The following is a 24,088-nucleotide window of genomic DNA, read 5'->3' on the forward strand; positions in this document are numbered from 1 at the left end:
TAATATATATCAGTTTATTTCTTCTCCAGCAATTTGAAGAACTGATCCAGCTGAGGCAGGATCACGATACGGGTACGACGGTTAGCTGCACGTCCTTCTTCTGTATCGTTAGCTGATACTGGAACATATTCGCCGCGACCAGCTGCTGTAATATGAGCGGGGTCCAGTCCATATTGTTTTTGCAGGATCCTTACAACGGAAGTAGCGCGTTTTACGCTGAGATCCCAGTTATCCTTAAGTAAACCAGGCCTGTGGTAAGCTTTGTTATCGGTATGGCCTTCAACCAGGAATTCGATTTCTGGTTGAGCTTTAAGCACGGTTGCTACTTTACCCAATACAACCTTTGCGCTTTCCGTTACATCGTAGCTGCCGCTCTTAAAGAGCAATTTATCAGATATGTCGATATAAATTACGCCTTTGTCGACCTTGATATTGATGTCCTTGTCATCCAGGTTGCCGATAGCACCTTTCAGGTTCATCACCAGGGCCATATTCAGAGAGTCTTTATGAGCGAGTTCCGCTTGCAGATTTTGAATGTAAGCATCCTTGGAACCAATGTTGTCAAGAGATTTTTTAATGCTTTCAGCCTGTGAGTTGGAAATTACCGACAAACTCTGCAATTGTGACAGGGTCGCATCATGATTCTGTTTCAGGAAATCGATTTGTTTGTTTAGCGCATCGATCTGGGCCTGAAGAGCTGCCTGCTTGGTGGCATCCGAAGCGGTCAGATCCGTACAATTTTTCAGATCCCCGGCCAGTTTTGCATTAGCGGCGGTCAAAGAATCGATCTTTCCCAAGGCAGATTTGTATTTTTTGCTACTGACACAGGAAAACATAAAAACGGAAAGGGCGACGAACAACAGGGTTTGTTTAAGCTTCATAGTAATATCCTTTTTTTTAAATTTTTTAAATTATTCTTTCACCGCTAATGATTATGCGATCGGGAATAAGAACGTCAAAGATAATTGAACAAACTAAATAAGCTAATTTGTTACTGATAAAATTAAGGCTAATTTAATGCCAATTTTACAGCTGTAAGGCGAATTACGGATTTAAGAAGGCTTATTCAGCTAATTTGCCATGATTATTTTGCTTGTATATTTTTATTTATTAAATGATATGCGCAATGAGACATTTATTTTTAATTGCATCTTTAGCCTTATTACTCGCCTCCTGTAAACTGATGCCGAAAAATCAACCGGCTGAACAGCACAATACCGGTGGGAACAATAAAGAGTTTGCCAGGCTCCTGGACGATTATTATGCAGGGCAGATGAGGCTTTCCCCTTTACTCGCCACACAAAATGGAGAGGATCGGTACAATGATTTATTGCCGGCCGAGTTTACCGACAATTACCGGGACTCATTAAAAAAATTCTATATGTCGTTTCGGGACGAACTTATCCGCTTGGATCCGTCGACCCTGAATGAAAATGACGGCCTTAGTTATGCCATCCTCGGCTGGGAAGTGAGAACACGTCTTGATGGGTTGAATTATCACAGCAATTATATTCCCTTCAATCAGTTCTATGCCTTACCGCTGACTCTTGGTCAATTGGGCAGCGGGGAAGGATTTCAGCCATTCCGCACGCTTAAGGACCATGAAGACTGGATCCGCCGGGCAAACGCATTTGGTCCCTGGGTGGATAGTGCAATCGTCTATTTCAGGAAAGGAATGGATTCGGGCTTTGTGCTGCCGCGCACTTTAGTGCTTAAAATAATTCCCCAGATGGAGGCCATGGTTACAGACAAACCGGAAAAAAGTCTTTTTTATGGTCCTGTTGCCAAACTTAAGGACTTTACGGACACTGCTGCTGTAAAAAACTTACGGGAAGCTTATGTAAAGCTGATCAGCAGAGAACTTGTCCCGGCCTACAAAAAATTGGCTGATTTCCTAAAGAACGAATACCTGGCAAAGGCAAGAAACTCTTCCGGAATTGGGTCTTTACCCAATGGAGACGCCTATTACGCCTACCTGGTCAGGGATCAGACCACGACATCAAAATCTCCGGCAGAGATCTATGAGACCGGTCTTAATGAAGTAGCCCGTATCCGAAAGAACATGGATAGTGTTCGAAAACTGGTTGGGTTTAAGGGAGATCTGCCTGCATTTTTTTCTTATATGAGAACGGATAAAAAATTCACACCTTATAAAACACCCGGAGAAGTATTGGCTGCTTTTGAGACTATTCATCAAACTATGCAGCCACAATTGAAAAAAATGTTCAATCATACCCCTAAAACCGGGTTTGAGATAAGGCAGACGGAGGCTTTTCGTGCGGCAAGCGCAAGTGCAGAATACAACCAAGGTTCCGCGGATGGCAAACGTCCGGGTATCTTTTATATTCCCATACTGGATGCCACCCGTTTCAATACTACTTCCGGCATGGAATCCCTGTTTCTGCATGAAGCTATTCCCGGTCATCATTACCAGATCTCCCTTCAACAGGAAGACACGCTCCTGCCATCCTTCCGCCGTTTCGGAGGGAACAACGCATACCAGGAAGGATGGGCCCTGTATTGCGAATCACTGGGGAAAGAATTAGGTCTATATACAGATCCTTACCAGTATATGGGTTCCCTGGGTGATGAAATACATCGCGCTATCCGTTTGGTAGTGGATGTAGCCATTCATACCAAAGGCATGACCCGTGAAGAAGCTATAAAATATATGATGGACAATGAGGCCATCAGTGAGGAAGGTGCAACAGCCGAGATCGAACGTTATATGGCGATCCCGGGACAGGCATTAGGATATAAGATCGGCGCCCTTAAAATAAGGGCACTCCGTAATAAATACCAGGCAGACCTGAAAGACAAATTCCGCCTGGCTGATTTTCATGACGAGATCCTTAAAGATGGATGCATGCCGCTGGAAGTCCTGGAAAAGAAAATGGATGGCTGGGAAAAGAAAATTCAATAGGCTTTTGCCTTAGCGTTCCTTTTTCGGATATTCCCTGCTGAAACGGTTATTTGTCTTTGTTTTAAAATCTAAGACTTATTCTCAGGCCGGGAGTTACACCCCTAAAAAAATCATGGAAATAGATACATGGTTCCAGTATCGTTTTCCCCTGAAATAACTTCAGCCTTCCTGTCCCTAGCCGGAAACTGTTTTTCTCAAAATACTCACCCTGATTATATATTTTATAACCGAGGGAAATTGCGGGTTTGAGAAATTCATCTTTACCCTGATCCTTTTCATTGGCCAGCTCCCTTACATAAGTGACGACGAGAAAATCATTGCGATAGGTCTGCAGATGGCCTTGGGTATTGGATGCGAAAAGAAAAACAGGTTCCCAATAAAAACCCAGTTCATGAACAGTCCTTCCGTGATTGATATGTAAAAAGGCTCCCAGGCTTAAAGAAGGGGCAAAAAGGTTTTTATAGTTTTGTGCATTCGCAAAAATAGCCGGGGACAGGTAATCATTGACAGGAGAAACATGACCTCTGTCCATAGGAGCGGTGATGGAGGGGTCTGCCACCAGGTATAGTTTTCCGGTCTTATCCCGGGTCCAGTTGCCTGACAGGTTCTTCTGAAGCCAACTCATTTTGGAGTTTAATCCACCAGTGACGTAATTCACTAATTCATTGTACTGATTAAGGTAAAGGCTTATCTGATCGTAGTGAACCACGAAGGCCGCATGCCCGGAGGGCTTACCCGGCGAATGGTAGATAAAAATGATATTAATGGTATCCTGCTCCAGTTTCAACGCGGCCGGTTCACCCTGGCCCAATAAAAAGCTACTCCCATCCGGACGGAACTGTCTGAAACGGATCTTTTTTTTCCCGGAGGCATCCATTATATAATCAATGCGTTTCGAAGACAGGTGATCGGACAGGGAATCGGAGAAATTTTTCATGTCGTTGAGGAAAACCAGCAACAGGGAATCGATATTGGTGAACTTTTCCAGATCGGACAATTGTCCCAGTTCAATCTGCAGGACATTTCCTTTTTCCAGATCGATGCGAAACCGTCTTTCAATGCTATATGGGGGAAGTTCGAAGATTTTATCTGCGCCGGTGGTGCCGGTATTTTTGTTTTCCTGGGCACAAACGATCCCCGTGATGCTTAGAAGGCCAAGCACCAGCCTAATTGTTTTATTCATGTTTTTACTGGTTTTGAGAAGACGTTTTAATTTTCAGAAAAGATGGATCTGGCTGGAAAGCCGCAACCGATGGATGACTGAGCCTCCCCCGGTAACCCAGGTTGATCCGGAATCCTCCTTCCGCCGGAAGGCTGGTTAAAGAAGGTCCTGTTATTGCGGGCTCATTTATTTCATTTATATGAACTACTCTTAATGCTATTTTCCTTTTTGGGTGGAAAACAGGTTGTTGGGCAATATGCAGCCCGGAGTCAACAGCCCTGACAAAGGGCATTGCGGATAAAAAAGCTGAATCTCCCGCTGAAAAAGTTGAAACCCCGGAAGTTTCTTTCCCGGTTAAAATCTCTTGCTCTTGCCGGGTTTTGGAAGATAAGGTCTGGTCAGCCGTTGTATCGGGAAACTCAGGTTTTGTATTGTTTAACGGCTTCCGCGTGCCCTTTTTTTTGTGCGCCGGATTTGCAGGCATCGCCAGGGTTTCCAGAGATGCCGGGTCGGCCGGTAATTTTGAATCTGTCCCGATGGCCATGTTCCTGTCCTTTTGGCTTTCGCCGTTTTTATTTTGGATAACCCCTTTAAACAGAATGGCAGCGGGGATAAGCGCTATAAACAGGCAGGCAGCGGCGATCCAAAACCAGGACCCTGCGATTCTTCCTTTTTGGAGGACCGGGTCCTTTTGACCCGTTGGGTCTTTCCGGAGCATATGGTCCTTTTGTGACGTCGGCCTATGTTGCTGCTGCTTCAGCCTGCCATACAGTTTTTCCCAGGCGGCCCCCTTGTCTGCCAGGCTCAGCCCCGAAATCCCTTCACGTCGTTCCAGCCTTTCGCTCCAGGATGAAAAATCATCGGGTTTTTCTTTTGACATAATTGACCCCTTTTTGTATTAGCAACTTTTTTAATAATATTTTGGCTTTGCTGAGTTGCGATTTGGAAGTCCCTTCCGCAATTCCCAATTCTTCCCCGATCTCTTTATGTTCGAACCCCTCCATTACATACAGATTAAAAACAGTACGGTAACCTACCGGCAATTGAACGATCAGGGAGAAGATCTCTTCTGCAGATAAATTAGCAAGTCCGTCCTCTTCAAAGGGAATGTCAGGAGTTTCCGAATAAGTCAGAAGGGCAAAAGCATTCTTTTTCCGAAGAAACATCAGGCATTCCCTGACCATGATCTTTTTTAACCAGGCAAATAAAGCCGCTTCTCCCTGGTATTGAAATCCGGATAAGTGAGTAAAAAACTTAAAGAATCCGTCCAAAACCAATTCCTCTGCGTCTTCCTTGTTTTTTACATAACGGCAGCAAACAACCATCATCCTGTCTGCCAGGAGGTCAAAAAGGCATTTTTGGGCCGCAGCACTACCTGATTTTGCCTCTGTGATCCATTCAATTATCTCCATTTCGTAAAAAAGTCTGTTACGTGGTATTTATATAGCTAAATGCAGTTTACGGATATCCGGTTGCCCGGGCAAGAAAAGATTGCTTCTGTATTACCGGAACCTTGCCCGATAAGGTTTCCTAAAAGTGTTTTGAAAAAATAACCACCCGGTCAAGTCCGGCCAAAAAAATTAGTTAGTAAAATACTAAAATAATTAGTGTGTATAAAATAATTATTCTACCTTCACTTAATCAATAATTTTGGTAGAACAAAAAATCAACGATTATGTCAAACGCAGAAAAACTCAAGGCTTTAAAGCTGACGATGGACAAAATAGATAAGGATTTCGGGAAGGGGAGTGTGATGATGATGAATGAAAAAAGCCAGGACGCCATGGAAGTCATTTCCACGGGATCCATTGGTTTGGATGTGGCCCTTGGCGTAGGCGGTTTGCCAAAGGGAAGGGTGGTTGAAATATATGGCCCGGAATCTTCCGGTAAAACCACTCTTGCCATACATATTATTGCAGAAGCGCAAAAGAAAGGCGGCATGTGCGCAATTATCGATGCTGAACACGCTTTTGACAGTGCATATGCCCTGAAATTGGGCGTGGATATCGACAATTTGCTTATTTCCCAGCCGGATTACGGCGAGCAGGCCCTTGAGATCGCCGACCGGCTGATCCTGTCAGGAGCGCTCGATGTTGTGGTCATTGACTCGGTTGCAGCCCTGGTTCCCAAAGGTGAATTGGAAGGGGAAATGGGAGACAGTAAAATGGGTCTTCAGGCCCGATTGATGTCCCAGGCCCTCAGGAAACTTACGGCGACCATTAGCAAAACGAATACCATCTGCATTTTTATCAACCAGTTACGTGAAAAGATCGGGGTCATGTTTGGTAATCCCGAGACCACGACCGGTGGTAATGCTTTGAAATTCTATGCCTCGGTACGCCTGGACATCCGGAGAATGGCTCAGATCAAGGACGGTGATGAGGCAGTGGGTAACCGGGTAAAGGTAAAAGTGGTCAAAAACAAAGTGGCTCCTCCATTCCGGGCAGCAGAATTCGATATCGTTTTTGGAGAAGGTATTTCAAAAATGGGTGAAATTGTCGACATGGGCGTGGAACTGGGTATTGTTCAAAAAAGCGGAAGCTGGTTCAGCTATGGCAGTGATAAACTGGGACAAGGAAGGGATACGGTAAAACAATTATTACACGATAATCCCGAGCTGGCTGCAGAAATTGAAACGAAGATCCGTGAGAAAGTAAAAGAAATGCAAGCGGCTTAATCTGAAGATTTTAATTGGGTTAGTAAGTATAACGGCTCTGGTATCTACCGGAGCCTTTTTTTGTAAATTTCATTTTACCCAAACGCCCTGGTGCTGTGTCACTGCATTCCGGATTTTCTCGCGGATTTTCTATACAGACCAGGGGGTTGAACAGAAAAGAACGCCTCATCTAATCTTCAGTCATTCAATGTTTTCGAGGCTCTAAAATCTTCGCTTTCGTTACAGGAAATAAAAAAGGGGTCTGAATAGAAATTCAACCCCGTTTTAAAATCCAATATCCTATGAAAAACCGAGATAAAGGTAGAGGATTCAAATCAAATCTGCAATACCATTTTCCGGTAATCTTTTTTTTAAGGTTATTTTAATTCTTCAAAAGTTGATTGGAAATGATCTTATTGCTCTCTTTATCAGCAACTCGCAGGATATATCGTCCTCTTTCCAAAAAGGAAATATTAATAACTTGTATTCCCGGATTTAATCTTTTGTTCAGACGGCTGTTTCCTACCGCATCTATCACCTGAATTTCTACCGCATGCGCAGTACGGATGATCAGTAATTTATCAACGGGGTTGGGGTAGAATTTAAAATCGACATTGCCGGATAAGCTTACCTGTACTGCTTTTGAATAGATGGGACTTCCGCCCTGCGGGCTATATTTGATCCGGTAAAAATCAGTTCCGTTTGGCGGTGCAATATCGGTCAGTTCATAATGATTACTTGTACCTGTCTTACGTATGGCGCCGATCGTTTCGTATTGATTTCCATCGGTAGCACGCTCAATGATAAAATAATCACCTTCTTCCACACTGTCCACATCCCATTGTAATCCTACTTTATTATACTCTTTTACTTCGGCAGAAAAACTTACGAATACACCGTCCTTCCCGGTAGACTGCGTCTGCATTGCATCAGCGAGAGAATCGGGAACTACCTCCGGTTGTTGTGCACGTGAAGCAAAACAACAGCAAAGCGTAATCAGAGTAAGTAAAAAAACCTTATTCATAGACGGTAATTAGTAAAAAGGTCAGGGGAAGGTTGAGTAAGCAAATTCCATGCCTAATAAGGGCCAGCCATCGAAAGACAAATAATATTCTTCAGTCAACCCTGTATCTTCAACAGAGGCCAAAACGAAGTTCTCCATTTAAAATTTCTTTATTGTTGTTATATTTTTCTTAAAACCGGGTTATCTTCCCATCTTAATTTTTCGGAACAAACAGTTGACAGGTAATACCATAAATCAAAAGCAGTCATGCAACCCACCATCAGAAAAATGAGCCCGGCCAAACGAATAGCCCTGGTAGCACACGATAACAAAAAAAGCGAATTAATCGAATGGGCCTTTTATAACCGGACGGCCTTATCCAAACACAGATTATACGGTACAGGTACGACCGGGAAATTATTGGAGCAGTCCTTAGGTCAATCGGTCAGCAAGTTCTTAAGCGGCCCGCTTGGGGGCGATCAACAGATCGGAAGCCGGATCGCTGAAGGAAAGATCGACGTGCTTATCTTTTTTTGGGATCCGATGGAAGCCCAGCCACATGACCCGGACATTAAAGCTCTTTTGCGGTTAGGGGTTGCCTGGAATATTCCGATCGCGATGGACCGCTCCTCGGCTGATTTTATCCTTACATCTCCCCTCATGTACGAAGACTATGATATCATTCTTCCGGATTATAGTCAATATATTAAACGTCTTCAAAAATGAGACCCCTGACCAGTCTTCCCGTCATTTAACCAATCCTCCCCTCTCCCGGAATATTAAATGGAAATAATGAAAAGATTATTTATTTTCCATAGAATCAATTTCAATTATTACACATGAGAAAACAGTTATTCACCTGTAGCGCCTTGCTATTGACCTCTTTAGCATGGGCTCAACCGAAATCCCTTTCCGGCTACCCGGAAACAGCCGCCAAACAGGAGTTCGCCCTGGAAGAAAAATTCGATAGTTACCTGCTGGCAAAAAACGTCGACAGTTTTATCAGAATTATGTCTGCACACCCCCACCATGTGGGCTCGCCAGGCGGACAGGCCGTAGCTGACTTTATTTATAATAAATTCAAAAGCTGGGGTTATGATACGGAAATAGAAACCTTCTATGTGTTATTTCCCACTCCAAAGGAACGTTTGCTCGAAATGACCGGCCCGGTTCCTTATAAAGCTTTACTGGCTGAACCCGCCTTAAAGGAAGACGCCACTTCCGGACAGACCCGGGAACAATTACCTACTTATAATTGCTGGTCACCCGATGGAGATGTAACCGGTGATCTGGTCTTTGTCAATTATGGCTTGCCGGGGGATTATGACCTCCTGGAACGAATGGGCATTACGGTAAAAGGAAAGATCGTAATCGCCAAATACGGCCGTTCCTGGCGCGGGATCAAACCCAAGGTAGCGCAGGAGCATGGCGCCATCGGTTGTATCATTTACTCAGATCCGAAAGATGACGGCTATTTCGAAGGGGATGTCTATCCGAAAGGTGCTTTTAAGAGCGAGTACGGCGTACAAAGAGGTTCGGTCATGGATATGCCTACCTATCCGGGCGACCCGCTAACACCCGGTATCGGAGCGACAAAAGATGCCAAAAGACTGGATCGGAAAGACGTGACCACTATCCTGAAGATACCCGTTCTCCCCATCAGTTATCATGACGCCGCGCCCTTACTAAAAGCCCTGGAAGGTCCGGTAGCGCCGGAGGAATGGAGAGGCGCCCTTCCCTTTACCTATCATATCGGTCCCGGAAAAACCACCGTACATCTCAAACTGGTTTTTAACTGGGATATAAAACCCATTCATGATGTTGTCGCAAAATTGCCAGGCAGTCAATTGCCCGACGAGTGGGTAATACGGGGCAATCACCATGATGGTTGGGTAAACGGAGCAGGAGACCCGCTTAGTGGACAGGCAGCCATGCTGGAGGAAGCCAGATCGATTGGAGAACTGGTCAAAACTGGCTGGAAACCTAAACGTACCATGGTATATTGTGCCTGGGACGGAGAAGAACCCGGTCTCCTGGGGTCTACAGAATGGGTAGAGTATCATAGCGCAGAACTTCAAAAAAAAGCGGTGGCCTATATTAATTCGGACGGGAACGGCAGGGGTTTTTTAGGTGCGGAAGGTTCTCATGCCCTGGAGCCTTTTATCAACGAAGTGGCCCGGGATGTCATCGATCCGGAAACCCATATCAGCATTGCAGAACGAAAAAGGTCCCATGACCTTATCGAAGCAGGAACAAATAACAAACTCAAAAAAGAGTTGTTGTCCAAAAAAACCTTTACGATCGGGGCTCTGGGCTCCGGCTCCGACTTCTCGCCCTTTCTGCAGCATATCGGCATACCTTCGTTCAACCTGGCGTTTGGAGGAGAAGATCCAGGTGGAGAATATCATTCCATTTATGATTCTTATGATGATTATCGTCGTTTTAAGGACCCCGGGTTTCAATATGGCGTAACATTGGCTCAAACGGCAGGCCGAACCAGTCTGCGCCTGGCAAACGCTCCACTTCTCCCATTTGATTTTAAATCCTTTTATAAGACCGTCAATGGTTATGCCAGCGATCTTATCAGCCAGCTTGATCAATTAAGAGAAAATACTTCGCTGGAGAATCAACTGATAAAAGAAAAACATTATGGATATGCGGGAGACCCGACAGTGACCCTGCTGCCTCCTGTTCCAAAGGATGAAGTTCCTTTTCTGAATTTTGCATCCTTGCAGAACGCCCTAAGCGGGCTGGAAAAATCGACCACCCGTCTTTCAGCGTCCCTGGAAATATCCGACCTGTCTGAAAACAAACGGGATGAGGTTAACACCGCTCTTTATAAAGCCGAACAGCAACTTTTAACCGAAAACGGCCTTCCCCGCCGCTCCTGGTACCGGCATGCCATTTATGCCCCGGGATTTTATACCGGGTATGGCGTAAAGACCTTACCGGGTATACGGGAAGCAATCGAACAGCGTAACTGGAAAGAGGCGCAGGAACAGATCGAGATTACTGCCACCGTCCTCAAAAAATTCTCAGCGTACCTGAATGGGATTAACCCATAATTCATCCAAACTCAAATCCCGGCTTCATCCGGGATTTTTTTTTTGCCATTCGGTTATTTAAGACCGGTCTTTCCCCGGTAAAAGCCTGAGATTTCGTAATTTACAAATGCATACTGTTGAATAAAACATTACGATATACGTTGCGCATCGCCGGGGGGATCCTTTCCCTATTGATCCTGGTCTGGATCCTGATAGGGGGTTATGTTCTTTTTAACAAAGCGTCGATTCTTCAAAAAGCAAGAAGTGAACTTAACAAAAGGGTCAATGGAGAAGCCCTTATCGGAGATATAGATATTTCTCTTTTCCGCCATTTCCCCGAGATAAGTCTTCATTTTACAAAAGTAGCCCTGCATGACAGTTTATGGCCGCAACATCACCATGACATGTTGAATGCAGAACATGTTTTTGTTCGTCTCTCTTTCTTTAGTTTGTTTACCGGTCATCCACGGGTAAATAAAGTATTTATTCAACAAGGGGTTATTTATCTGTTCACGGATTCCATGGGTTATTCGAATACCAGTCTGCTCCGGGATCTTATCACCCGGGAAAAACCGGAGGGAGTGCAAGGAGGCAAAGAGGCAGGAGGAAAGCCGGTCCCTGCCCTCTCCCTTTCAAACAGTCAGTTTATTCTTGAAAATCTGGATCGCCGCAAATTATTTCATTTCAATATCAGCCACCTGGATCTGCTGGTCAAAAATGATAAGAGCGGCGACAATACTAAAAATCTATTGCTTCAACTGGACCTCGATCTGTTGGTGAAGAACTTCTGTCTGAATACAGAAAAAGGAAGTTTTTTGAAAGACAAACCCCTCATCGGTCGATTTACACTTGGATTCAATACCGGCAGCAAAATCATCCAGGCCAAAGAAATTACCCTGAAGATCGACGGCGACCCTTTTCGGTTTTCCGCACGTTTTTTCCCGGCCGTTTCTCCTGACCCATTTAATCTCACCATCCAGACAGACCCCATTTCCTACAGGAAAATAACATCATTACTGACCCCTGCCCTACGGGAGAAACTGGATCAATATGATATCGATAATCCTGTAAGCGTGAATGCCCTGATCGATGCCGGTTCAGCAGATGACCCAAAACCGCTGATCAACGTGGGGCTCACCCTGGAAAAGGGAACAATCACTACTCCTGTGGGGCGTTTTACCAACGCATCTTTCAAGGGAAGCTTTACTAATGAATGGGTACATCGCCAGCCAAGAGAGGATGAAAACTCCGGGATCCGCCTCCTTTCGTTCACCGGATCCTGGGAAAACATACCATTAAAAGCCGATACCCTTTCGATCACCAATCTCCGTATGCCTGTCCTGGACTGCGATCTGCATTCATCGTTCGGTCTATCGCAATTAAATGAACTTTCAGGCAGCAAAACTCTTCAATTGCAAAAAGGCAGTTGCACCTTAAACCTATCCTATAAGGGTCCGCTCTCCGCCAATGACAGTACCGTTGCCTCTATCAATGGCCGGATCGATCTCGATTCGGCGGCCATAAATTATATTCCCTATGGTCTTCTGCTGACCGGCGGAACAGGTCGTATCCATTTTAAAGACCAGGACTTTTTCATCGATCAGCTGGAAGCACGTGCCGGAAGCAGCAAGATTTTGTTGAAAGGCAATATCATCAATCTGGTTACCCTCATAGACAGGGATCCCGAGAACCTGAATATGAACCTGAATCTTTCGTCTCCACACCTGGATCTGCAGGACTTTACGGCAATCGCCGGCAAACCTGTAGAAACGGCAAATGCGGCGGGTGCCGGAACAGGAGGGGCTGGTGCTGCGGCTTCTGTCCGAAAAAAGAAGGTCCCTTTTCAAACGGTTTCCGCACGCGTTGACCGTTTTTTACAGGATGGGGTCATTCGCCTCCAGCTGGAAGCAGCCGATATCCATTACCAAAAATTTTCCGGTGCCCATGCGAAAGCAAATATTTTATTTAGCAATAAAGAGATCCAACTGAATAAGCTGGAGGTAGAGCAAAAGACGGGATCCCTGAGTCTGAGCGCTACTATTCGCCGATTGCAGAATAGCACGAACAATCCGTTCTCCCTTCAATCACATCTGGAACAGGTAGACCTCCCTGAGCTTTTCCGGTCCTTTAATAATTTTGGGCAAAAAGGGCTTGTCGATAAAAACCTGAAAGGAAGACTAACAGCCGATGCAAAAATGACCGGCAGGTTAAACTACAAAGCTGAAATCGTGAACAAAAGCCTGAAAGGAACCGTGATCTTCAGCATTAAGGATGGGCAACTGCTGAATTATGAACCGATGGCCAAAATACAGGAATCTTTCTTAAAGAACCGGGATCTTTCTGAAATACGTTTTGCGGAATTAAAAAATCAGTTGGATCTGGACAGCACTACGCTTTATATTCACCGGATGGAAATACAATCTACTGCCTTTAGCCTTTTCACAGAAGGGTTTTATGATTGGAAAAAAGGGGCTGATCTTAGCATTCAGGTTCCCTTAAGCAACCTGAAAAAAAGGAAAACCGACAATCCGCTCACCAACAAAGGGACCAACAGTAAGACAGGCGTGTCACTAAGACTTCGCGCAAAAACGGGAGAAGATGGAAAGCTGAATATAAGCTGGGACCCTTTTAAAAAAGCATTAAAAAAGTCTCCCTGAACAAATTCAATCCGGTTATGTTAATTCCTTACCGGTAAAATTTATTCAATCGGTAATTTTGCCTGTATTTTTTTTCGGTAACTTTCCCGTTCTTTCAATTTTTTTCCATGCCATTTAACATCCATGCTCCTTATTCTCCGGCCGGCGATCAGCCGGAAGCGATCCGTCAACTGACCGATGGCGTTTTACAGGGCGAAAGGTTCCAGACCCTGCTGGGCGTAACCGGTTCCGGTAAGACGTATACCATCGCCAACCTGATCCAGAACGTTCAACGGCCGACCCTTGTCCTGACGCATAATAAAACCCTGGTGGCGCAGCTATACGGGGAATTCAAACAGTTCTTTCCGGATAATGCCGTGGGTTATTTTGTTTCTTACTACGATTATTACCAACCGGAGGCCTATATGCCGGTAAGCAATACCTATATTGAAAAGGATCTTTCCATCAACGAAGAACTGGAGAAATTGCGGTTGCAGGCCACCACACAATTGTTGAGCGGGCGAAGGGATATTATCGTTGTCGCTTCCGTAAGCTGCATTTACGGTATAGGTAATCCCGCAGAATTCGAGAATGGGATCGTGCGTATTCAGAAAGGACAAACGATCTCCCGTCAGGGTTTTTTACATGCCCTGGTTAATTCCCTTTACAAACGCAGCGAGATTGAATTCGGAAGGGCCAATTTCCGGGTAAAGGGAGACACGGTGGATATTAACCTCCCCTATGTAGATTATGGATACCGGATTAGTTTTTTTGGAGATGAGATCGATGAGATCGAAAGTTTTGAAATAAGCTCCGGAAAACGTATCGCCTCCCTGACTGATGCCGCGATCTTTCCCGCCAATTTATACCTGGCCCCCAAGGATATTATGCAGCAAGTGTTATATGAGATCCAGGATGAACTGGCTGCACAGGTAACCTATTTTAAAAATACCGGAAAATATATCGAAGCGCAGCGTCTCGGCGAACGGGTAAACTATGATGTGGAAATGATCCGGGAACTGGGTTATTGCAATGGTGTCGAGAATTACTCCCGGTTCTTTGACCGGAGGACACCCGGCACAAGACCCTTCTGTTTACTAGACTATTTTCCCAAAGATTTTTTATGCGTGATCGACGAAAGTCATCAGACAATACCGCAGATAAGCGGAATGTACGGAGGCGACCGGAGCCGTAAGCTGGTATTGGTCGATTATGGCTTTCGCTTACCAAGCGCGCTGGATAACCGGCCGCTGAATTTTCACGAATTCGAATCACTGGTAGACCAGACCATTTTTGTTTCGGCAACCCCCGGTGATTATGAACTGGAAAGAACAGGGGGGATCGTGACCGAACAGGTCGTACGGCCAACCGGTCTTTTGGACCCTCCCATCGTAGTCCGGCCCAGCATCAACCAGATCGATGACCTGTTGAATGAAATCGATGACAGGGTAACGAAAGGAGACAGGGTTCTGGTCACGACACTGACCAAACGAATGGCGGAAGAAATGGATAAATACCTGCACAGGATTAATATCAAATCCAAATATATCCATAGTGAAGTGGACACCCTGGAAAGGGTGGAGATCCTTCGCCAGCTAAGGCTGGGTGTTATCGACGTATTGGTGGGCGTAAATCTGCTGAGAGAAGGGCTCGATCTTCCGGAGGTATCGCTTGTGGCTATCCTGGATGCCGATAAGGAAGGTTTTTTGCGTAATGAAAAATCACTGACGCAGACAGCAGGAAGGGCTGCCCGTAATGTGAACGGTTTGGTGATCTTCTATGCCGATAAGATCACCGAAAGCATGCAGCGGACCATGGATGAGACCCTGCGCAGGCGGGAAAAACAGATCGCCTATAACCTGGAACACGGCATTACCCCCAGGACGATCATAAAATCGAAAGAACAGGTTTTTGCCCAGACCTCCGTCCTGGATATCAAAGGTTATGATGCGGGCAACCCCAATGCCATAGCCCCGGATGAAGACCTGGTGACCATCGCTGCCGAAGAGCAGATCGTTTATAACACCATTCCGCAACTGGAAAAGGCGATCGGCAAGACAAAAAAAGAAATGGAAAAGGCTGCCCGGGATCTTGACTTTATGGAAGCCGCCCGGCTGCGTGATGAAATGTTCAGTCAGCAGAAAAAACTGGCGGAGATGAAGAGGTAGCCTTTACGCCCTTACCACGAAACACTTAACTTCGCTTATGAAAAAAAAGCTATTCCTGCTTGATGCCTATGCGCTGGTTTTCCGCGCTTATTATGCCCTGATCCGCGCCCCAAGGGTCACGTCCAAAGGACGAAACACGAATGCCCAGTTCGGTTTTACCAATGCCCTGGTAGACCTGATCATCAATCAGCAGCCTTCTCATATGGCCGTATGTTTCGATACGAGTGCACCAACAGAAAGGCATACGGATTTTGCGGACTATAAGGCCAACCGCCAGGAAACACCTGAAGATATATCCAGTGCCGTCCCGGATATCAAAGCCATTATCCGTGGTTTTAACATTCCTATTATGGAAATGGATGGATTCGAGGCCGATGATGTTATCGGTACCCTAAGCGTGCAGGCTGCGGCTGCCGGATACGAAGTCTATATGGTCACTCCCGATAAAGATTATGGCCAGTTGGTTTCGGACCAGGTCAAGATCTACAAACCTCCTTACCAGGGTGGAAGTATCGAGATCATGGGACCAAAGGAAGTATGTGAAAAATGGAATATCAAAAATGTTTCACAGGTGATCGACATACTGGGGCTAATGGGGGATTCCGTAGACAATATCCCCGGTATTCCGGGTGTGGGCGAAAAGACTGCTGCCAAATTATTGGCCGAATATGAGACCCTCGAAAATGTGCTGGCCAATGCCGAAAAAATAAAGGGGGCGCTTGGGGAAAAAATAAAGGCAGGAAAAGACCTGGCCATGATGAGTAAAAAACTGGCCACTATCATTACCAACGTTCCCGTTGAGTTCCATGAGGAAGATTTTAAGCTGAAAGAATGGAACAAGGGCATCCTGAATGAATTATTTGCATCGCTTGAATTTAAGGCTATAGGCAAAAGGATACTGGGAGATGATTTCCTATCGCCAACTGCCGTTGCGCCGGAAGGGACGCAGAAAGATCTTTTCGGAAACATCGTGGAGAGCAAACCGTTGACCGCGAAAAACAGAACTCCCTTACCAGGCGCTAAACAGCAGGGTGCTCCCGGCGGAACCTCACCCGCTGAAGGAAAACTGGAAGAAGCGGCAAACCGCATGGAAGCTGCCGTAGAAAAGGGAGAGGACCTTTCGGGCGTAGGTGAAGGTGACCCTGGCGAAACCGAAGGAGTTGAAGCAGGTGGACTGCGGGTCGATAAAAGTATCCTGAATTCCGGTCATATCTATACCGCTATCGTTGGCGATCAGGCTATCGCCGGTCTGGTGAAACAATTATCTCTGGAAAAGGAAATTTGTTTCGATACGGAAACAACCGGCATCGATGCCAATGCTGTCGAATTGGTCGGAATGAGTTTTTCCTGTAAACCGGGAGAGGCCTGGTATGTTCCCTGTCCTGCGGACCAGGAAGCCACCAAAACGATCCTTAACGCATTTGCACCTCTTTTTAACCTGGATTCCGTTACCTGGATCGGTCAGAACCTGAAATACGATCTGCTTGTCCTGAAATGGTACGGCGTGGAACTGAAGGGGCCTTTATTCGATACTATGCTGGCCCATTATGTTATAGAGCCTGAAGGCAAACGGAGTATGGATATGCTTAGTGCCCAATACCTGGGTTATGAACCCGTTCATATTGAGGAGCTCATCGGCAAAAAAGGAAAGGGGCAGGGAAATATGCGGGATGTGGAATTGGAAAAGATAAAAGATTATGCCGCGGAGGACGCTGATATTACGCTGCAGTTAAAACAGGTTTTCCTTCCCCTTTTGAAAACGAAAGAAGTGGAAAAAGTTTTTTACGCAGTGGAGAATCCACTGGTAAAAGTGCTGACTGCTATGGAATTCGAAGGGATCAACGTGGATATGAACTTTTTGAAGGAATATTCCAAAGAGTTGGACAAGGATGCAAAAATTGCAGAGGAAAAGGTTTACGAACTGGCCGGAGTCCGGTTCAACCTGGCTTCCCCCAAACAATTGGGCGAAGTTCTTTTCGAAAAATTGCAGCTCGATCCCAAAGCAAAAAAAACAAAGACCGGTCAATATGCGACCGGCGAGGATGTCTTGTTAAAACTGGCCAGCCGGCATCAGATCGTTGACGACATTTTAGCTTTCAGGGAACTGACGAAATTACGGTCAACCTATGTGGATGCATTGCCGCTGATGGTCAACCAGAGAACCGGAAGGGTCCATACCAGTTACGCACAGGCTGTTGCCGTCACCGGACGGCTGAGCTCCAATAATCCCAATCTGCAGAATATCCCGATCCGGACGGAACGGGGCCGGGAGATCCGCAAAGCCTTCATCCCCCGCAATGAGGAATTTGTTCTTTTATCCGCCGACTACTCCCAGATCGAGTTGCGTATAGTCGCTGCCATTAGCGCTGATCCGAATATGGTCTCCGCCTTCCGGGAAGGTAAAGACATCCATACCGCTACGGCCGCTAAGGTCTTCGGTGTCGAAGAAAAGGACGTAACCAAGGAAATGCGGTATAAGGCCAAAAGCGTCAATTTCGGGATCATTTACGGCCAGGGAGCCTTTGGTCTGGCGGACAACCTGGGTATCAGCAGGGCAGAGGCCAAAGAAATCATCGACACCTATAAAAAACAATTTGCCAATATCCAGAAATACATGGACGATACGATCAATTTTGCCAGGGAGCATGGGTATGTCCAAACCCTGATGGGGCGAAAACGATGGCTGAGGGATATCAATTCCGCCAATTTCACTGTTCGCGGTTTCGCGGAAAGGAATGCCATCAATTCCCCGATCCAGGGTACAGCTGCAGATATGATCAAGCTGGCCATGATCCGGATCGATGAGGAATTCAGGAAACAGGGCTTCCGGTCAAAAATGTTATTACAGGTTCATGATGAATTGGTCTTCGATGCCCATAAAACGGAAATAGATATAATTAAACCCATAATCATGCGTTGTATGCAGACAGCCCTCCCTCTGCCTAATGAAGTACCCGCCAATGCGGAAGTAGGCTCGGGAGTAAACTGGCTGGAAGCGCATTAAAACAGGTAGAAAGCGCATTAAACCCGTCAATTTTAACAATTTCTTTTTAGATACAGATCAAACTTTCGTCCCCGGAAAAGGTCATACATAAGCAAGATGAGTCGCCTGTTATAGCAGGCACTAAAATTGCGCTTGTCTAATGACCTATTTTAAATGCTAAACAAACACATATGAACGCGATCCGGAATAGTTTAGTTCCGCTTTTTTGTGTCCTTTTTCTTGCAGGCTCCGCTTTTGCACAGGAGGCCCAGCAGGAATGGCCAAAAAGCTTTTCTACGGATGATGGAACGGTGATTAAAATCTATCAGCCTCAGCCAGAGGCTTTTTCTGACAATATTTTGAAGTCCAGGTGGGCTATTTCCGTGCTCAATAGCGGCAAAACGGATCCCGTTTTCGGGACTTTCTGGTCTGTTGCGAATGTAGAAACAGACAGGGACGACCGCAGGGTTATTATCCAATCCGTCAAGGTTCCCAATGTCAAATTTCCCGGACAGACAGACGACAATTTTACCGGCAGTATAAAATCGGCTCTGGAGACAAACCTGCCCCAGGTGGCCGGAGATCTGTCTTTGGATGAAATACTGTCTTCCCTTGATCAGAACCAGGAACAGAAAAAATTATCAAAAGATCTGAATACTACTGCTCCCAGAATCATTTATAAAGATCATCCTTCCCTGCTGGTCATGATCGACGGTCAGCCAAAATTGCAAACCAATAAAGATTGGGGGCTGGAAGCGGTAGTAAATACGCCTTTTACGATTGTAAAGAATAATGATGGTCTTTTTTACCTGTATGGCGGCAAACATTGGTATACTGCAAGGGATGCTACCGGGCCCTATTCTCCGGCAGGTAATGTCCCATCCAATCTGAACCAGGTAAAAGGTGCAGTGGATGCTGCAAATAGTGCCAATGCGGGTTATGTAGATTCTTCTGAAGCTACAAAGGATAATGAAATTTCGGACATCATTATCAGCACTTCACCAGCAGAACTGATCCAATCCGAAGGACAGGCTTCTTTAAGCCCAATTTCAGGAACGGATCTTTCCTACGTCAGTAATTCTTCCAATGATATTTTCCAGGATCAGAGCACGGGAAATTACTTTGTCCTGATCTCCGGCCGGTGGTATACATCCTCTTCTCTGACCGGAGGCTGGCATTATATTGCATCGAATGCGCTTCCGGCTAATTTTGCAAGGATCCCTGAAGGATCGCCAAAGGATAATGTTCTGGCGAGTGTAGCTGGTACAGAAGCTGCCCGGGAGGCCATTATGGATGCTCAGATCCCCCAAACTGCCAAAGTAGACCGCAGTACGGCTACTACCGATGTAAATTATAACGGAGATCCAAAATTTGCGCCTTTGCAGGGTACGGATATGCAATATGCAACGAACACTTCTTCCTCGGTCGTGCTCTATAACGGCGTATATTATAGTGTGGATAACGGCGTATGGTTCCAGGCACCCAGCCCTTCCGGACCCTGGACGGTTTCTACGGAAAGACCCGATGAAGTGGACAGGATCCCTCCAAATTCCCCTTTATATAATATAAAATATGTGTATGTCTATGATGTAACGCCTCAATATGTTTATATGGGGTATACGCCTGGATATCTTAATACTTTTATTTACGGACCTACCGTAGTTTACGGTACGGGGTTTTATTATGATCCATGGTTTAACGGATATTATTACCCGCGTCCCTGGACCTGGGGCTTTAACATGGGTTATAACCCCTGGGCCGGATGGAGTATGGGCTATGGCTACGGGTCCGGCTGGTTTCATTTTGGTATCGGCTTTGGGCACGGATACTGGGGTGGAGGCGGCTGGGGAGGCGGTGGCTGGTGGGGTCCGCGCGTATATCGTCCGCCATATGTATGGAACCGTTATCGGACGGCAGGGTATTATGGGCCTCATACCAGGACCGTTAATAATTACAGAACGGTAAATAATTACAGGACCAATATTTATAGTAACCGGGGTGGTGTGGTCACCCGCGACAACCGGACAATCAATAATAACAGGGCAATAGGCGGATTCAACCGCGGAAATAATGGATTGACCAGGCCGCAAGGCCAGGCTGGAAATCCAGGCGGAACCCGTCCCGGGGGACGTCCCGCAACGAATGATACCCGGCCAGGTGTTGGGAATGGTAATGAAACAAGGCCAGGCGTTCAGGGCCGTCCGGGATCATCCAATAATGTTTATTCCGACAGAAGCGGAAATGTGTATCAACGCAACCCTTCCAATAATCAATGGCAGCAAAGACAGCCTAATAATCAATGGAGGCCGGTGCCTAATAACAACCAGTCGGTTCCTAACCTGAACCGGGATCAGCAAATGCGCGACCGCGGTCAGAACAGGAGCCAGAATTTTCAGGGTTCCCGAGGCGGAGGAGGAGGCAATAATAGTGCTCCCAGGCCTTCCGGCGGAGGTGGAAGCAGACCTTCCGGTGGCGCTTCTTCCGGTGGTGCAGGTGGCGGCAGCCGTCCGGCAGGCAGAAGAGGATAACCTGAAAAGGCATTATAAATACAATATCATTTGCATATCACCCCCCGGAAAGAATGTATTCTTTCCGGGGGGTGTTTATTTTTAATATTAAAAAATAATAATTCAAAATAATTTTTATATGTTCTTTGTTTTTCATTTCTTACGGAATAAGATTTAACAGGCAAGCAACCCTTATTCGCGTAGCACAGTAGAAAAACAACCATAATGTCTCTGATTAGCAAATCTTCCTTCCGGGATTTCGTGGATACCATGGATCCCGATCATTCGGTCTTTATCCTCGATAATATTCCCGATGCGGTGGTTTCAATGGATCTTGATTTTACCATCAGGAGCTGGAATAAGAGCGCATGCCAGCTTTATGGATATAGGTCGGAAGACGTTTTGGGAAAATCCATCGACGAAGTGCTGCTGCATCAGTTTCTTACCGATTCCCGGGAAATTGCCTGGGAAAAATTAAAAGCTTTTGGAAAATGGAAAGGAGAATTGATCCAAACCGGCAAGGATGGAAAACAGCATTTCCTGGAATGCAACGCTTCCACCATAACGGATTCGGAAGGTTTGGCCATTGGCTATGTCAGCGTTATCCGGGAGGTTACTGACAAACAGGCGGAAGAAAGGATCTCCAGTACAGAACATGCTTTCGCTTTCGGTTCTTTTATGGAAAATACACCTACCCTGACCTGGATCCTGGACGAAAGGGGCTGTTTTCGTTATATGAACTCTTCCTACAGAAAAACATTCGGTCTCCCCGAAACAGCTATCGGGCGGTCTATATATGAATTTTTCCCTCCTGTTTTTTGTGATTCTTACATTAAGGGTAATCAACTCGTCTGGAAAAGTAATAGCCCGGCAGAGTTAACGGAAAAAGGAATAACTGCAGAGGGAAAAACCGTTACCCTGCAGGTATTTAAATTTCCGCTGGGCATTGAAAACGGGATCCGCCTGATCGGTGGAACAGCCCTTGATATTACCCAGATGATCGACACCCGGGAGGAACTTATCCGAAGCAATGAACGTTATGTTTATGCCGGAAAGGCCACATCCGATGCGATCTGGGACTGGAAAATCGGGGAGAACAGGATTTTCCGGGGTGAAGGCTTCAGAACGCTGTTTGGCTACCAGGAAGACGTCAGTTCCTTCGATCTGAACCTCGAACATATCCATCCCGCAGATCGGGAAAAAGTAATTATGAGCCTGGATAAGGCTTTAAAAGGAAAAGACGAGCGATGGCAGCAGGAATACCGCTTCCAATGTATGGACGGGACATTCCGGACCATTCTGGATAAGGCCTATATTCTGAGATCTCCCGAAAAAGAGGTCATCCGTATGATCGGGGCTATGCATGATGTTACCGAACAACGAAACCTGGAAAAAATGCTGATCGAAGAAGAGGTTCGGAAAAAAAGAGAGATTGTCAAGGCGATCATGGAAGCGCAGGAAAAGGAGCGGAGGGAGATCTCTTCCGAACTGCATGACAACGTCAATCAGATTCTTACCACCTGCAAATTGTTTCTGGAAATTGCCCGGAATAATCCGGCCGATGCCCGATTTATCGACGCCTGCTCGGCCAATATTCAAATGGTGATCCGGGAGATCAGGAATATTTCTCATAATCTCAGCCCTTATGCCCTGGAGGACCTGGGGCTGGTAGTGGCTATCCATGATCTGGTAGAAAAGATAAATCAATCCGGAAAATTAGTGGTCCTGCTGACCTGTATTCAGGAGCCGGAAGAGGATAAAATCAGTCCAGACATCAAATTATCCATTTTTCGCATCATTCAGGAAAAAATAAGCAATGTGCTGAAACATGCACATGCATCGGTATTAACGATTGAAATAGAGATTTATAATAGCCGGATTCACCTGTTTTTAAAGGATAACGGCCAGGGTTTTGATGAAAAAGCCATTAAAAGAGGCATGGGGTTAAATAATATCCGTAACAGGGTGGAATATTACAAAGGTAATATCCGGTTGAAGACGGCCCCCGGAGCAGGATGTGAGTTACGTATCGAATTACCTTGCGGGTAAATCAGGTTATTGAGAAAGGGTTAACTTTGCCACTTACTATTTGTAATACCCGGTATGAGCCCGACTCTTTATTATTGTTATGACGCTTATTGCGGTTGGTGTTTTGGATTTAGCCCCGTTATCACCCACCTGTTTGAGGAATACAGAGACCGATTGGCCTTCGAAGTGTTGTCCGGAGGCATGATTATTACAGAAAAACCGCAACCGATCAGCGTTACAGCAGGGTATATTCAAAAAGCCTATAAAACGGTGGAAGAGCGGACAGGGGTCCGTTTCGGTCAGGATTGGTTATGGCATATATTTAACCCTGACCAGAGCGATTGGTACCCCAATTCAGAAAAACCAGCCATTGCCTTATGTGTATTCAAGGATTATCATCACGACCTGGCCATTCCCTTTGCCGCAGATCTGCAATATGCCCTCCATTTCGAGGGACGCGATTTATGCGATGATGAAGCTTACCGGCACCTGCTGGAGAAATACAGTATCCCTGACCAGGAGTTTTACAAAAAACTGCATAACCCCGATTATAAAGAAAAAGCATATGCTGAATTTGACCTTGTGAAACAATTACAGGTAACCGGGTTCCCCACGTTGTTCCTGCAGGTAAGTGAATCGAAGTTTTACCTGCTTTCCAGGGGCTATACGGATCATGAGGTCGTTAAAACAACCATTGACAAAGTTTTGGCAGAATAATGAACTCCTTTTTCTGTCGGAAATGAGAGTAATTACAATTTCATGTCCGGACAGGTTCCTGAACACTAAAATATTGTTAATATACACTAAATCAGCAAGATATACGTTGAAAGGGGCACGAATTGTGTTTAGGTCGCAGGGTAACGATAAAAAAGGGATAACAGTAGAAATGTAGAATTACATAAGGTTTTACCCTGGCCTTCCCAGAAAAATTTATCGCTGAAATGCTCGTTTCGTATTAACTTGCACGTCGCATAAAAG

At 45.7% G+C, this 24,088-nt stretch carries 15 protein-coding genes; 10 read left to right on the forward strand and 5 right to left on the reverse strand.

The features are described 5' to 3' along the window. Positions 1-14: 14 nt before the first annotated feature. Complete coding sequence (locus tag ACX0G9_RS14260) at positions 15-881, reverse strand: OmpA/MotB family protein (RefSeq protein ID WP_459065592.1); 867 nt, start codon at positions 879-881, stop codon at positions 15-17. Positions 882-1,126: 245 nt separating this feature from the next. On the opposite strand from ACX0G9_RS14260, the gene ACX0G9_RS14265 reads away from it, so the two are divergent. Next, positions 1,127-2,923, forward strand: coding sequence for a DUF885 domain-containing protein (locus ACX0G9_RS14265; protein WP_459065593.1), 1,797 nt, complete (start codon positions 1,127-1,129; stop codon positions 2,921-2,923). 61 nt (positions 2,924-2,984) lie between these two features. On the opposite strand, the gene ACX0G9_RS14270 is transcribed toward ACX0G9_RS14265, so the two are convergent. From ACX0G9_RS14270 to ACX0G9_RS14280, 3 genes are read right to left on the reverse strand one after another with little or no spacing between them, the layout of a single operon-like run. Beyond that, positions 2,985-4,106: a hypothetical protein gene (locus ACX0G9_RS14270; RefSeq protein WP_459065594.1), complete on the reverse strand. Its 1,122-nt coding sequence runs from the start codon at positions 4,104-4,106 to the stop codon at positions 2,985-2,987. A gap of 4 nt (positions 4,107-4,110) precedes the next feature. After that, positions 4,111-4,965 carry a hypothetical protein gene (locus ACX0G9_RS14275; RefSeq protein ID WP_459065595.1) on the reverse strand — a complete coding sequence of 285 codons (855 nt, stop codon included), beginning with the start codon at positions 4,963-4,965 and terminating at the stop codon, positions 4,111-4,113. Further along, complete coding sequence (locus tag ACX0G9_RS14280) at positions 4,943-5,497, reverse strand: RNA polymerase sigma factor (RefSeq protein WP_459065596.1); 555 nt, start codon at positions 5,495-5,497, stop codon at positions 4,943-4,945. Before ACX0G9_RS14280 ends, ACX0G9_RS14275 begins: the two co-directional genes overlap by 23 nt. Positions 5,498-5,760: 263 nt before the next feature. Here ACX0G9_RS14280 and recA point away from each other — a divergent pair, with 263 nt between their 5' ends. Then, entirely contained in the window at positions 5,761-6,762 is a 1,002-nt protein-coding gene (gene recA / locus ACX0G9_RS14285) for a recombinase RecA (protein WP_459065597.1), read from the forward strand. 361 nt (positions 6,763-7,123) lie between these two features. Here recA and ACX0G9_RS14290 read toward each other — a convergent pair whose 3' ends face one another. After that, positions 7,124-7,765, reverse strand: a complete 642-nt coding sequence (locus tag ACX0G9_RS14290; protein WP_459065598.1) for a T9SS type A sorting domain-containing protein — start codon at positions 7,763-7,765, stop codon at positions 7,124-7,126. Positions 7,766-8,011: 246 nt separating this feature from the next. Here ACX0G9_RS14290 and ACX0G9_RS14295 point away from each other — a divergent pair, with 246 nt between their 5' ends. The 8 genes from ACX0G9_RS14295 to ACX0G9_RS14330 all read left to right on the forward strand — a co-directional run bounded on the left by ACX0G9_RS14295 (position 8,012) and on the right by ACX0G9_RS14330 (position 23,827). Continuing rightward, entirely contained in the window at positions 8,012-8,470 is a 459-nt protein-coding gene (locus tag ACX0G9_RS14295; protein WP_459065599.1) for a methylglyoxal synthase, read from the forward strand. A 113-nt stretch (positions 8,471-8,583) separates the two neighbouring features. Continuing rightward, positions 8,584-10,809: a M28 family metallopeptidase gene (locus tag ACX0G9_RS14300; protein WP_459065600.1), complete on the forward strand. Its 2,226-nt coding sequence runs from the start codon at positions 8,584-8,586 to the stop codon at positions 10,807-10,809. 116 nt (positions 10,810-10,925) lie between these two features. Further along, a complete protein-coding gene (locus tag ACX0G9_RS14305) occupies positions 10,926-13,445 on the forward strand; it encodes a hypothetical protein (protein WP_459065601.1) in 2,520 nt (839 codons plus the stop codon). A gap of 107 nt (positions 13,446-13,552) precedes the next feature. After that, complete coding sequence (gene uvrB, locus ACX0G9_RS14310; RefSeq protein ID WP_459065602.1) at positions 13,553-15,592, forward strand: excinuclease ABC subunit UvrB; 2,040 nt, start codon at positions 13,553-13,555, stop codon at positions 15,590-15,592. Between the two features lie 37 nt (positions 15,593-15,629). Further along, positions 15,630-18,596 carry a DNA polymerase I gene (gene polA / locus ACX0G9_RS14315; RefSeq protein WP_459065603.1) on the forward strand — a complete coding sequence of 989 codons (2,967 nt, stop codon included), beginning with the start codon at positions 15,630-15,632 and terminating at the stop codon, positions 18,594-18,596. A 170-nt stretch (positions 18,597-18,766) separates the two neighbouring features. Continuing rightward, positions 18,767-21,103 (forward strand): hypothetical protein, encoded by a 2,337-nt coding sequence (locus ACX0G9_RS14320; RefSeq protein ID WP_459065604.1) that lies wholly within the window; start codon positions 18,767-18,769, stop codon positions 21,101-21,103. 204 nt (positions 21,104-21,307) lie between these two features. Then, positions 21,308-23,131: a PAS domain S-box protein gene (locus tag ACX0G9_RS14325; protein WP_459065605.1), complete on the forward strand. Its 1,824-nt coding sequence runs from the start codon at positions 21,308-21,310 to the stop codon at positions 23,129-23,131. Positions 23,132-23,185: 54 nt separating this feature from the next. Continuing rightward, positions 23,186-23,827, forward strand: coding sequence for a DsbA family protein (locus tag ACX0G9_RS14330; protein ID WP_459065606.1), 642 nt, complete (start codon positions 23,186-23,188; stop codon positions 23,825-23,827). Positions 23,828-24,088: the final 261 nt, after the last annotated feature.

This window comes from Flavitalea flava, from assembly GCF_054461575.1.

Excerpts from the sequence above, each read along its gene's own strand:
- recA (WP_459065597.1), top strand. The coding sequence starts at position 5,761 with ATGTCAAACGCAGAAAAACTCAAGGCTTTAAAGCTGACGATGGACAAA.
- ACX0G9_RS14325 (WP_459065605.1), top strand. The coding sequence starts at position 21,308 with ATGTCTCTGATTAGCAAATCTTCCTTCCGGGATTTCGTGGATACCATG.
- ACX0G9_RS14320 (WP_459065604.1), top strand. The coding sequence starts at position 18,767 with ATGAACGCGATCCGGAATAGTTTAGTTCCGCTTTTTTGTGTCCTTTTT.
- ACX0G9_RS14270 (WP_459065594.1), bottom strand. The coding sequence starts at position 4,106 with ATGAATAAAACAATTAGGCTGGTGCTTGGCCTTCTAAGCATCACGGGG.
- ACX0G9_RS14260 (WP_459065592.1), bottom strand. The coding sequence starts at position 881 with ATGAAGCTTAAACAAACCCTGTTGTTCGTCGCCCTTTCCGTTTTTATG.
- uvrB (WP_459065602.1), top strand. The coding sequence starts at position 13,553 with ATGCCATTTAACATCCATGCTCCTTATTCTCCGGCCGGCGATCAGCCG.
- ACX0G9_RS14300 (WP_459065600.1), top strand. The coding sequence starts at position 8,584 with ATGAGAAAACAGTTATTCACCTGTAGCGCCTTGCTATTGACCTCTTTA.
- ACX0G9_RS14290 (WP_459065598.1), bottom strand. The coding sequence starts at position 7,765 with ATGAATAAGGTTTTTTTACTTACTCTGATTACGCTTTGCTGTTGTTTT.
- ACX0G9_RS14280 (WP_459065596.1), bottom strand. The coding sequence starts at position 5,497 with ATGGAGATAATTGAATGGATCACAGAGGCAAAATCAGGTAGTGCTGCG.
- polA (WP_459065603.1), top strand. The coding sequence starts at position 15,630 with ATGAAAAAAAAGCTATTCCTGCTTGATGCCTATGCGCTGGTTTTCCGC.
- ACX0G9_RS14275 (WP_459065595.1), bottom strand. The coding sequence starts at position 4,965 with ATGTCAAAAGAAAAACCCGATGATTTTTCATCCTGGAGCGAAAGGCTG.
- ACX0G9_RS14330 (WP_459065606.1), top strand. The coding sequence starts at position 23,186 with ATGAGCCCGACTCTTTATTATTGTTATGACGCTTATTGCGGTTGGTGT.
- ACX0G9_RS14295 (WP_459065599.1), top strand. The coding sequence starts at position 8,012 with ATGCAACCCACCATCAGAAAAATGAGCCCGGCCAAACGAATAGCCCTG.
- ACX0G9_RS14265 (WP_459065593.1), top strand. The coding sequence starts at position 1,127 with ATGAGACATTTATTTTTAATTGCATCTTTAGCCTTATTACTCGCCTCC.